Here is an 11,025-nt window from a genome sequence, read left to right on the forward strand (position 1 = left end):
CCGAAAGTGAGCCGATGCTGAAGAAGAACCGCACCAGCTGGCAGCGCCTGCGGCGCTGGTCCAGATACCAGTATCTGCGCGTGATGCGCATCAACGCCACCCCGCATTCCGTGGCCATGGGGCTGGCCGTGGGCATTTTCGCGGGCTTTCTGCCCATCGTGCCGCTCCAGACGGCGTTGACCATCGCCCTGTGCCTGCCGCTGCGCGGCAACCCCGTGGTGGGTTTCATGGGCACCTGGATCTCCAACCCGTTCAACTGGGTGCCGTTCTACTATTTCCTGTTCGTCGTGGGCCGGGCCATCGTGCCCTGGGACGTGCCACCCCTGGAACTGGACCAGTTCGGGGCCATGCTCAAGACATTCAATGTCACGGAATTCATGGATTTCGGCAAGGATCTGCTGGCCAGCTTCAAGGTCATGCTCATCGCGGGTTGCGTCATGGGCGTCCCGGCCGCGGTGTTGACCTACTACCTGGCGCGCGACGCGGTGATCCGCTACCGCAGGCGCCGCGCCCTGCGCCTGCTGCGCAAGCGCACCCGCCTGAGCTGACCGCGCGCGGGCGCCTGCGACGCGGCCTGTCGGAGCCCGGGCGCCAGAGCAGGGGACACCCCCCGGCCCAAGCGAGCGGCCCCGGCCCCGGCCCAAGCGAGCGGCCCCGGCCCAAGGCCCCGGCCCAAGCGAGCGGCCCCGGCCCAAGGCCCCGGCCCAAGGGAGCGGCCCCGGCCCAAGGAGCCCGAAATCCGGGCCCGGCAGGGCACGACAGAGTCTAGACTTTTTCAAGTGTTTCTTTAAGGATTTGATGTGAAAGCATTTCCTGCAATCCGCCTGCGAGGGGCCCGGTGAGCCGCGCCGCCGCGCCGCCACGCTATGGGCGCTTCGCCAAGAAGCGCTTCGGGCAGCATTTCCTGCACGACAAGGGCGTGTGCGCGCGCATCGTGGCCGCCCTGGGCATCGAGCCCGGCGACCGGGTGCTGGAGATCGGCCCGGGGCACGGGGCGTTGTCCACGCTCATCGCCCAGGCCGGGCCGGGGCTCTACGCCGCCGTGGAGCGCGACCTGGCCCTGGCCCTGGAGCTGCGCGGCAAGTGCCCCGGGGTGCTGCCCCTGGCCGCCGACGCCCTGGCCGTGCGCTGGGAGCGCCTGGAGCCGCCGGGCGGGTGGAAGATCATCGGCAACCTGCCCTACAACGTGGCCTCGCCGCTGATGTGGGAGCTGTTCTCGCGCTGCCGGGGCCTGGCCCGGGCGGTGTTCATGGTGCAAAAGGAAGTGGGCGACCGGCTGGCGGCGCGCCCCGGCGGGGCGGACTACGGCGGGCTGTCGGCCTGGGTCCAGAGCTTCGTGGCGCCGCGTGTGGTCTTCACCGTGGGGCCCGGGGCGTTCATCCCCCGGCCCAAGGTGGACTCGGCGGTGCTTGTTTTCTCGCCCCTGCCCGAGGGGGGCGATTTCGACCCCCGGGCCTTGTCCGGGCTCTTGCACGCCTGTTTCCAGAAGCGGCGCAAACAGCTCGGCAACATCCTGAAATCATGCATGAACGAGGAGGCCAGGACCTACCTCGAAAGCCAGGGCCACAGCCTGCGCTCCCGGCCCGAGGAATTGGCCCCGAAGCAGTTCCAGGCCTTGTCAACACTGATGAAAAGCCATTTTGTGGCTTGACAGAAAGCGTTCTTCGCTGCCAATGTTCAATGCGGCGTGTTCACCGGGTCCGCAGCGGGCGGCGCCCGCCCCGGGAACCGCCCGGGTTTTTTGAGTGCAACGCTGGACATGGTTGCGGCTTTGCTTTAAGGCGACGGAAAGGCTGCTTGGCTCGGGATGGCGCGCGACACGGCGCCGCTCCCCGCCGCAGCGGGAGACGTGAGCCACTTGGCCCCTGCCGGTCGCAAGGTGCGGGCATGTGATAGTCGAAGCGTATTTCTTGGGGAGTTTGTTTCCAACTTGAGAGGAGGAAAGGACTGATGACTAAGGCTGATCTGGTCGTAAAAATCGCGGAGAAGGCGAACATCACCAAGGCCAATGCCGAGCGTGCCCTGAACGCCTTCCTGGAGACCGTCGAGGCCACCCTGGTCAAGGACGGCAAGCTGACCCTCACCGGCTTCGGCACCTTCGTCGTCGAGGAGCGCAAGGCCCGCACCGGCCGCAACCCGCGCACCGGCGCCAAGATCAAGATTCCCGCCACCAAGGTTGTCAAGTTCCGCCCCGGCAAGCTCCTCAAAGACGCCGTCAAGTAAGACCCTGGGGAGGATGCCATGATTCACGGAGAAACTCTGCACAGCCCGCTGCCCTGGGATCTGCCCTGGTGGATGCCCGACCACGCGGTGTTCTTCGGCGTGCTGTACGCCGTCCTGGGGATTCTGGGCCTCGCCGTGGGTTTCGTGCTGACGAAATCCTACATCGAGACCATTGTCAGCCCCAAGCCCGGGCACGACAGCCACTGAGCCCTGCGGACATTTGATGCTTCCGGGAGCCCGGCCTTCGCGTGAGGCCGGGCTCCTGTCGTCCGGGCCGCAGGGCAGGGCGCCCGGGCGGCGCGGCCTGGAGGCGGGAGCAGGCAAGGCGCCGGGGCGACGTGGCCCGATTTGCACGCTCCTGTGCCGTTCGCCCCTGCCGCCAGCGGCCCTGGGGCGCCCCGGGGCCGCTGGCGTGGCGCTCCCGTGCCAGGACGTGCGCGGCAGGGCGGCCATGCCCTGGCGCGGGAAGAATGCAGATTTTTTTCTTGCCCTGGGGGAAAAGGCGGGGTAAATAGTCCGTCTTCACCGCTTGGCGGCCTCGCGCACGCCCGAGCGGAGACAAGGGAGGTGATTTACTTTGCCCGGAGTGCTCCTGGAAGACAACGAGATCTTCGACATCGCCCTGCGTCGGTTCAAGAAGCAGGTCGAGAAGTCCGGCATCCTGTCGGAGCTGAAGAAGCGTCAGCATTACGAGAAGCCCAGCGTGCAGCGCAAGAAGAAGCGCGCCGCCGCCCGCAAACGGCTCCTCAAGAAGATGCGCAAGATGAGCGTGGGTTAAGCGTCCTGACGGGCGCCGGCCTTCGGGCCGCCCATGGCCAACAATAGAGGTGCAGCGCGGGACGACCACCGTTCCGCGCCGCATTTTTTTGCCCGGCTCCGGGGGGCGCCCCCGGTCAGCCTCGAGGATTCCGCCATGCCGACACTCCTGAAGAAGATCGAGACCGACTACCTCAGCGCGTACAAGGCCCGGCGGGAAACCGAGGTCGCCGTGCTGCGCATGCTCAAGACCGCCCTGAAGAATATGCAGGTGGACCTGGGCCGCGAGCCCGGGGACGCAGAGGTGCTGGACGCCGTCATGCGCCAGGTCAAGCAGCGCAAGGAATCCATCGAGCAGTTCCGCGCCGCCGCCCGCCACGACCTGGCCGACCGCGAGCAGGCCGAGCTGGAGGTCCTGCGCACCTACCTGCCCGAGCCCCTGACCCCCGAGGAGACCGCCGCCCTGGTGGACGCCGTGGTCGCCGACCTGGGCGCCACGGGCCTGGGGGACATGGGCCGCGTCATGGGCGCCATCACGGCCTCGCACAAGGGCCGCGTGGACGGCAAGGCCCTGGCCGCCCTGGTGCGCGCCCGCCTGGGCGCCTAGGACCGCTGGCCCATGCAAGCCCGTTCCCTGCACCTGCTGGAGTTTCCCAAGGTCCTGCGCCTGCTGGCGGAGGGGGCCGTGTCCGAGGCCGGGGCCGCGCGCTGCCTGGCCATCGCACCCCTGGCCGACCCTGCGCTGCTGGCCCGCGAGGCCGAGCGCCTGCGCCAGTGGCTGTCCTGGGCGGGGGAGACGGGCTTTGCCCTGCGGCCCTTCCCGTCCCTGGACGGGCTGCTGGACGCCCTGGCCCGCCCCACCGAAATACTGGACCTGGACGCCCTGTGGGCCGTGTTCCAGATGCTCGACGCCGCCCGCGAGGTGCGCGAGGCCCTGGCCGAGGCCGCCGTGCGCCATCCGCTGCTGGCCGAGGCCGCCCAGGGCCCCTGGCCAGCCATGCTCTGGTCGGGCCTGCGCCGCTGCCTGGGCCCCGACGGCAACCTGCGCGACGAGGCCTCGCCGCAGCTCTTCCAGGTGCGCTCGGAGATCCGCGCCATCCACCAGCGCTGCACCGTGCGCGTCAAGTCCTTCATCGAGCGCGAGGTGCTCTCGCAGTATCTCCAGGAGGAGTTCGTCACCATCTCCTCCGACCGCTACGTGCTGCCCTTCAAGACCAGCTTCAAGAACAAGCTGCCCGGCATCATCCACGACTATTCCCAGACCGGCGAGACCTGCTACTTCGAGCCCATGTTCCTGGTGGAGCTCAACAACGAGCTGCAACAGTACAAGCAGGAGGAGCGCGAGGCCGAACGCGAGGTGCTGCGGCTGCTCTCCGGCCTGCTGCGCCAGGAGCGCGAGGCCCTGGGCGCGGCCTACGACTTCGTGGTCGATGCCGACGTGCTGGGGGCCAAGGCGGCCTTTGCCGCGCGCTTCGACGCCCGGCCCGCCGAGGTCGCCCCCGGGGCGCCCCTGCGCCTGCTCGGCGCGCGCCATCCGCTGCTGGCCGCCGCCGGTTCCGGCGCCGTGCCCGTGGACATCCTGCTCGAGCCCGGCCAGCGCGCGCTGGTCGTGAGCGGCGGCAACGCGGGCGGCAAGACCGTGGCCCTCAAGACCCTGGGCCTGGGCGCGGCCATGGCCCTGGCGGCGCTGCCCGTGTGCGCCCGCGAGGGCAGCTCCCTGCCTGCCTGGGGCAAGCTCTTCGTGCTCTTGGGCGACGAGCAGAGCATTGAGGACTCCCTGTCCACCTTCACGGCGCAGATCCGCCATCTTTCCGCAGCCTGGGAGGCCATTGACGATGCCTCCCTGGTGATTATGGATGAATTCGGCGCGGGAACGGACCCCAGCCAGGGCGCCGCCCTGGCCCAGGCCGTGGTGGACGGCTTCCTGGACAAGGGCTCCTGGCTGGCCGTGGCCACCCATTTTCCGGCCCTCAAGGCCTATGCGCTCTCGCGCGAGCGGGTGCGCGCGGCCTCGGTGCTCTTTGACCCCAAGACCAAGCGGCCCCTGTACCACCTGGCCTACGACCAGGTCGGCGCCAGCCAGGCCCTGGACGTGGCCCGCGAGCACGGCCTGCCCGAGCACCTTCTGGCCCGCGCCCAGCAGTACATGCTGCTGGACGGCTCGGACACCTCGGCGGTGCTGGAGCGGCTTAACGCCCTGGCCGTGGAGCGCGAGGGGGAGCTGGACGCGCTGCGCGCCGAGCAGGGCAGGCTGCGCGAGCGCCGGGCCAAGCTCCAGGAGCGTTTCGACGCCGAGCGCCGCCGCCTGCTGGAGGACATCCAGACCCGCTCGCGCGAGATCATGCGCGCCTGGCGCGAGGACAAGCTCGGGCGCAAGCAGGCCATGAAAGAGCTGGCGGACCTGCGCCGCGAGGCGGGCGGCGGGGAGCCCGAGGCCCCCGAGGGCGCCCCCGGGCCCCTGGAATTCGACGCCGTGGCCGTGGGCGGGCGCTACCGCCACCTGGGCCTGGGCAAGACCGGCACCGCCGCCGCCCTGGACGAGCGCAGGCAGCAGGTGAAGCTGGACCTGGGCGGGGTCAGCGTCTGGGCCCGCCCGGCGGACCTCGCCCCCGAGGCCCAGCCCGCCGCCGCCGCGCCGGGCCCGCGGGCCGTGGCCGTGCCTGCCGCCAGCGGCGCCGGGGCCCTGGACCTGCGCGGCGTGCGCGCCGAGGAGGCCGAAGGCCAGGTCTGCCGCTTTCTGGACGGCGCCGTGCTCTCGGGGCTCTCCGAGGTGGAGATCGTCCATGGCCGGGGCACCGGGGCGCTACGCAAGGAGGTCCACCGCATCCTGCGCGCCTTCCCGGCGGTGGAGCATTTCACCCTGGCCCCCGAGGACCGGGGCGGCGACGGCATGACCATTGTGGAACTGAAATGACGCAGGCGGGTCCATGGGCAAGCACGACACAGGAGCCATCGCGGCCATAAAGGAGCGCCTGGACATCGTGGAGATGGTCCGGCGCTACGTGGACCTGCGCCCCGTGTCGGGCCGCTGGACCGGGCCCTGCCCGTTCCACCAGGAAACCAAGCCCTCGTTCTCGGTCAACCCGCAGCTGGGCTACTACTACTGTTTCGGCTGCCGCGCCTCGGGAGATGTCATCGATTTCTACAGGGAAATAAACGGCCTGGATTTCCGCGAGGCCTTGCAGCAACTGGCCGAGCAGGCCGGGGTGGAGCTGGGCGACGCCCGGCCCGACCCCGCGCAGGACCGCCGCAGGCGCGAGCGCAGCACGAGCATCGCCCTGCACAAGCTGGCCGCCGAGTTCTACGTGCGCAACCTGGGCGCCCCGGGCGGGGGCGTGGCCCGGGACTACATCGCCCGGCGCGGGCTGAGCGAGGAGACCGTGCGCGCCTTCGCCCTGGGCTACAGCCCGGACGACTGGCACGCCCTGGAGAAGTACCTCCAGGGCCACCGCCACGACCCGCGCGACGGGGTGGTGGCCGGGCTCTTGGTGCAAAACGACAAGGGCAACGTCTACGACCGCTTCCGGGGGCGGCTGATGTTTCCCATCCACAACCTGGCCGGGCAGGTGGTGGCCTTCGGGGCGCGCACCCTGACCGGCGACGATCCCAAGTACCTGAATTCCAGCGAATCGCCCATTTACATCAAGGGCGATAATCTATACGGCCTCTATCAGGCCCGTCGCAGCATCGCCCACCACAAGCAGGCGCTGCTCACCGAGGGGTACACCGACGTGCTCTCGCTGCACCAGTTCGGTTTCACCAACGCCTGCGGGGTGTTGGGCACCGCGCTGACCGAGAACCAGGTGCGCCGCCTGGCGGGGTTCTGCTCGAACCTGGCCCTGGTGTTCGACGGCGACGGGGCCGGGCGCAAGGCCGCCCTGCGCTCGGCGGAAATGGTCCTGGCCCGGGGCATGACCTGCCGGGTGGTGGTGCTGCCCGATGGCGAAGACGTGGACAGCCTGCTCCAGGCCAAGGGCGCCGAAGCCTTCCGGGCGCTGCTGGACGAGGCCCCCGAGGGGCTGGACTTCTGCCTGCGCGTGGTGGGCGGCCAGTCCACGCGCGAGCTGGTGCAATGGGCCGACGGATTCCTGGGTCAGCTCGACGAGCCCCAGTGGCGCTCGCCGCTGATCACGCGCATCGCCCAGCGCCTGGGGTTCAAGGAAGACGAATTTCGCGCGCGCCTGGCCTCGGAGGGCCGGGCCCGGGCGGCCGCGCCAGTGGCGCCGGCGCCGCGCGCGGGCGACAAGGGGAACAAGCTGGACCGCCAGCTGGTCCGTTTTGCGGTCTGCAATCCGCACTATGTGGCCCGGTTGCGCGACAAGGGCATGGGCCGTGTGCTCGTGTCCGAGTTCGCCTTGTGCCTGTGGGAGAAGATGGAGGCCAACCCCGGTCTCGACGTGATGCATATTCTGACCCCGGCGGAGAAGCGCTACTGGGTCGAATGCCTGGAAGGCAACACGCGCAGCGGGGAAGACTCCGAGCGGGAATGGACGGAAATTTGCGATTATCTCGAACGCGAGACCCTGCGTGACGACAAGCAGGCCACGTTCGAGGCCCTGCGCAAGGCCCAGGTGGAAGGCGACACAGCCGAGGTGGAGCGTCTGCTTCGGCGCCAGCAGGAGATTCTAGGGAGGCTCAATGAGCAACATTAAGGAAGTCCAGCAAATCAAGATCCTCATCGCCGAGGGCAAGAAAAAGGGCTTTCTGACCTTCGACGAGGTCAACAAGGCCCTGCCTTCGGACATAAACAAGCCCGAGCAGATGGAAGAGATCATCGAGATCTTCGACTCGATGAACATCGCCATCGTGGATACCGAGAAGGAAGGCAAGCAGCTCGAACTGGTGCGCGACGACTCCGAGGACGAGCCCGCAGGCGAACTGGAGCTGACCGACAGCGAGGACGCCGCCGACTATTCCTCGCGCAGCACCGACCCGGTGCGCATGTACCTGCGCGAGATGGGCGCCGTGTCGCTGCTCGACCGCGAGGGCGAGGTGGTCATCGCCAAGAAGATCGAGGCCGGGGAGATGGAAGTGCTCTACGCCCTGGTGGAAGTCCCCGTGGCCATCGAGGAGCTGTCCCGCGTGGGCAAGGACCTGCGCGACGGCAAGGTCAAGCTCAAGGACGTGGTCAAGACCATCGAGGAGGACGATCCCAGCGAGGACGAGATGAACCAGCGCCAGCGGGTCATCTTCCTGCTGGACGAGGTGCGCCAGATCTACGCCCGCCGCCGCAAGGTCTACGAGAAGTTCGAGCAGTGCGCCACCCTGGACCGCCGCGTCTACGGCCTGCAGAAGGACATCCTCAAGTTCAAGGAGGACATCGTCTCGCGGCTGCGCGACATCAAGCTGGAAAAGACGCTCATCGACCAGATCATCGAGACCGTGGGCGACTATGTGCGCCAGATGCACAACTGCCAGCGCGACCTGTCGGCCTACCTGCTGTCCACCGGGCGGCCCCAGGCCGAGATCCAGGACATCTTCCGCCAGCTCGACAGCCGCGAGATGAACCCCGTCAAGGCCGCCGACCTGCTGGGCCTGACGGTGGAGGAGCTGTTCAGCTTCAAGGAGATGATCTCCGGCAAGATGGAAATCCTCGTGCGCCTGGAGGAGAAGTGCTGCCACCAGGTGGGCGACATGGAGGAGGTGCTCTGGCGCATCCGCCACGGCAACCTCACCGCCGCCCGCGCCAAGCAGGAGCTCATCCGCGCCAACCTGCGCCTGGTGGTCTCCATCGCCAAGAAGTACACCAACCGCGGCTTGCAGTTCCTGGACCTGATCCAGGAGGGCAACATCGGGCTCATGAAGGCCGTGGACAAGTTCGAGTACCAGCGTGGCTACAAGTTCTCCACCTACGCCACCTGGTGGATCCGCCAGGCCATCACCCGGGCCATCGCCGACCAGGCGCGGACCATCCGCATCCCCGTGCACATGATCGAGACCATCAACAAGCTCATCCGCACCTCGCGCTACCTGGTGCAGGAGCTCGGGCGCGACCCAACGCCCGAAGAGATCGCCGAGCGCATGGACTACCCGCTGGAGAAGGTCAAGAAGGTGCTCAAGATCGCCAAGGAGCCCATCTCGCTGGAGACGCCCATCGGCGATGAGGAGGATTCGTCCCTGGGCGATTTCATCGAGGACAAGAAGGCCACCGCGCCCGCCGAGGAGGTCGTCAACACCAAGCTCGGCGAGCAGATCGCCAAGGTCCTGGCCGACCTGACCCCGCGCGAGGAGCAGGTGCTGCGCAAGCGGTTCGGCATCGGCGAGAAGAGCGACCACACCCTGGAAGAGGTCGGCAAGCTCTTCAACGTCACCCGCGAGCGCATCCGCCAGATCGAGGCCAAGGCCCTGCGCAAGCTGCGCCACCCCGTGCGCAGCCAGCTGCTGCGGTCCTACTACGAAAACTAGGGCGCCCCGCGCGCCACGACGCGACACGGCCCGCCCCGGAGTTTCCGGGGCGGGCCGTGTCGCGTTCGGGGCGGGCCGTGTCGCGTTCGGGGCAGGGCGGGGCGCTAGTGCAGGGGCAGCAGGATGGTGAAGACCGTGCCCATGCCCGGCGTGGACTCCACGCTGAATTCGCCGCCGTGGTTGTTGGTGATGATGAAGTAGGACACCGACAGCCCGAGCCCGGTGCCGATGCCGGGGTCCTTGGTGGTGAAGAAGGGCTCGAACACGCGCTTGCGCGTGGCCTCGTCCATGCCCGGGCCGTTGTCGCGCACCTCGATGAAGGCGTGCTGGTCGCGCACCCCGGTGCGCAGGGTGATGGCCGGGGCGCGGCCCGGCACGGGCGACAGGGCCATGGCCTGGGCCGAGTTCTTGAGCAGGTTCAAGATGACCTGCTCGACCTCGGTGCGCGTGCAGGGCGTGGGCGGCAGGTCGGCCTGGTATTCGCGGATGATACGGATCTTGCGGAAGTCGTACTGCTTCTTGAGGTCGTAGTCGCTCGAGGCCAGCTCCACCGTGTCGTCCAGCAGGGAGTTGAGGTCCTGCGGGGCCATCTGCGACTCGCTCTTGCGGCTGAAGTTGAGCATGTTCTGCACGATGCGCGCGGCGCGCACGCCCGAGTCGCGGATGCCCTCGATCATGCGCAGGATGTTGCGCTCGGCCAGATAGGCGCGCACGGTCTGCACCGTGGTGCCCACGGCCTCGGCGGCGCGGTCGTTGGCGGGCATGCCCGGCGAGAGGCGGCGCTCCATGTTCTGCACGGCCTGGAGGATGCCGCCCAGGGGGTTGTTGATCTCGTGGGCCATGCCCGCCGCCAGCCCGCCCACCGAGAGCATCTTCTCGGTCTGGACCATCATCTCCTCGATGCGCACGCGCTCGGTCACGTCGTCCACGCGGATGACGGCGCCCTCGACCTCGTCGGCCTCCAGCAGGGGGTAGACGGTGATGTCCTTGAAGCGGGTCTGGGCGTTGCGGCGCACGGGCACCTTGAGGGTCTCACGGGGCAGGCGCGTGGCGATGGCCAGACGCACGTTCTCCACCTGCGAGGCCAGCTCCGGGGCGGCCTCGGCCAGGGGCAGGCCCAGGGCCTGGGCCGCGCTGCGCCCGGCCTCGCGCTCGGCCTGATGGTTCCACTGCGTCACGCGGCCTTCGTTGTCCACCACCATGAGCAGCGAGGGCATGGAGTCGGTGACGTTCTTGAGCAGGTTGCGCAGGCGCAGGGATTCCTTCTCGGTGCGCTCGCGCTCGCGGATTTCGCTCTTGGGGCGGTGTACGGTTTTCTTGGACACCGAATTGGGAGTAAGAGATCCCCAGGAGGTGTTCGATGACGAAGGATGGAATGAGGGGCAGAGGAGCCTCCTCCCCGGTGGAGGGAGGCCATAGGCCGACCGGAACCGGGGATGAGGCACGCAAGCCGCCCAAGAGGTTCTGGGCCAAGCACAAGACCGAGGCTGTGCTCAGGCTACTGCGTGGTGAGGACATCGAGATTTTGAGCCGTGAACTTGGCGTGACCGCCGCCGCCCTGACCCGCTGGCGGGATCAATTCCTTGCTGGCGGTGCCGAGGGGCTCAAGAAGCGCTCACCCAAGGACGAGGCAGAGGTCAG

Annotated in this window: 11 protein-coding genes; 10 read left to right on the forward strand and 1 reads right to left on the reverse strand. The window is 68.5% G+C overall.

Annotated elements, in window-relative coordinates:
- Positions 1-14 precede the first annotated feature (14 nt).
- The 9 genes from G495_RS0105350 to rpoD all read left to right on the forward strand — a co-directional run bounded on the left by G495_RS0105350 (position 15) and on the right by rpoD (position 9,384).
- Positions 15-548, forward strand: a complete 534-nt coding sequence (locus G495_RS0105350; protein ID WP_028586959.1) for a DUF2062 domain-containing protein — start codon at positions 15-17, stop codon at positions 546-548.
- A gap of 290 nt (positions 549-838) precedes the next feature.
- The gene (gene rsmA, locus G495_RS0105355) at positions 839-1,651 is read left to right on the forward strand and encodes a 16S rRNA (adenine(1518)-N(6)/adenine(1519)-N(6))-dimethyltransferase RsmA (protein WP_028586960.1); all 813 of its coding nucleotides are present in this window, start codon (positions 839-841) and stop codon (positions 1,649-1,651) included.
- Between the two features lie 299 nt (positions 1,652-1,950).
- Entirely contained in the window at positions 1,951-2,223 is a 273-nt protein-coding gene (locus G495_RS0105360; protein ID WP_028586961.1) for an HU family DNA-binding protein, read from the forward strand.
- Between the two features lie 18 nt (positions 2,224-2,241).
- A complete protein-coding gene (locus G495_RS0105365) occupies positions 2,242-2,430 on the forward strand; it encodes a hypothetical protein (protein WP_028586962.1) in 189 nt (62 codons plus the stop codon).
- 370 nt (positions 2,431-2,800) lie between these two features.
- Entirely contained in the window at positions 2,801-3,001 is a 201-nt protein-coding gene (gene rpsU / locus G495_RS0105370) for a 30S ribosomal protein S21 (RefSeq protein ID WP_028586963.1), read from the forward strand.
- 135 nt (positions 3,002-3,136) lie between these two features.
- The gene (locus G495_RS0105375; protein ID WP_028586964.1) at positions 3,137-3,586 is read left to right on the forward strand and encodes a GatB/YqeY domain-containing protein; all 450 of its coding nucleotides are present in this window, start codon (positions 3,137-3,139) and stop codon (positions 3,584-3,586) included.
- A gap of 12 nt (positions 3,587-3,598) precedes the next feature.
- Complete coding sequence (locus G495_RS0105380) at positions 3,599-5,893, forward strand: endonuclease MutS2 (RefSeq protein ID WP_028586965.1); 2,295 nt, start codon at positions 3,599-3,601, stop codon at positions 5,891-5,893.
- A gap of 13 nt (positions 5,894-5,906) precedes the next feature.
- On the forward strand, positions 5,907-7,631 hold the full coding sequence (gene dnaG, locus G495_RS0105385; protein WP_028586966.1) for a DNA primase: 1,725 nt from the start codon (positions 5,907-5,909) through the stop codon (positions 7,629-7,631).
- Positions 7,618-9,384, forward strand: a complete 1,767-nt coding sequence (gene rpoD, locus G495_RS0105390) for an RNA polymerase sigma factor RpoD (protein ID WP_028586967.1) — start codon at positions 7,618-7,620, stop codon at positions 9,382-9,384. Before dnaG ends, rpoD begins: the two co-directional genes overlap by 14 nt.
- A gap of 104 nt (positions 9,385-9,488) precedes the next feature.
- Here the strand turns inward: rpoD and G495_RS17785 are convergent, their stop codons facing one another.
- Positions 9,489-10,709, reverse strand: a complete 1,221-nt coding sequence (locus G495_RS17785) for a two-component system sensor histidine kinase NtrB (RefSeq protein ID WP_051445088.1) — start codon at positions 10,707-10,709, stop codon at positions 9,489-9,491.
- Positions 10,710-10,744: 35 nt separating this feature from the next.
- Between G495_RS17785 and G495_RS22980 the strand changes: the two genes are divergently transcribed.
- On the forward strand, positions 10,745-11,025 hold a 281-nt coding region (locus tag G495_RS22980; RefSeq protein WP_156939583.1), incomplete at its 3' end, for a helix-turn-helix domain-containing protein.

This window comes from Desulfocurvus vexinensis DSM 17965 (assembly GCF_000519125.1).
Lineage (GTDB): Bacteria > Desulfobacterota > Desulfovibrionia > Desulfovibrionales > Desulfovibrionaceae > Desulfocurvus > Desulfocurvus vexinensis.

Excerpts from the sequence above, each read along its gene's own strand:
- G495_RS0105350 (WP_028586959.1), top strand. The coding sequence starts at position 15 with ATGCTGAAGAAGAACCGCACCAGCTGGCAGCGCCTGCGGCGCTGGTCC.
- G495_RS0105380 (WP_028586965.1), top strand. The coding sequence starts at position 3,599 with ATGCAAGCCCGTTCCCTGCACCTGCTGGAGTTTCCCAAGGTCCTGCGC.
- G495_RS0105360 (WP_028586961.1), top strand. The coding sequence starts at position 1,951 with ATGACTAAGGCTGATCTGGTCGTAAAAATCGCGGAGAAGGCGAACATC.
- G495_RS0105375 (WP_028586964.1), top strand. The coding sequence starts at position 3,137 with ATGCCGACACTCCTGAAGAAGATCGAGACCGACTACCTCAGCGCGTAC.
- dnaG (WP_028586966.1), top strand. The coding sequence starts at position 5,907 with ATGGGCAAGCACGACACAGGAGCCATCGCGGCCATAAAGGAGCGCCTG.
- rpoD (WP_028586967.1), top strand. The coding sequence starts at position 7,618 with ATGAGCAACATTAAGGAAGTCCAGCAAATCAAGATCCTCATCGCCGAG.
- G495_RS0105365 (WP_028586962.1), top strand. The coding sequence starts at position 2,242 with ATGATTCACGGAGAAACTCTGCACAGCCCGCTGCCCTGGGATCTGCCC.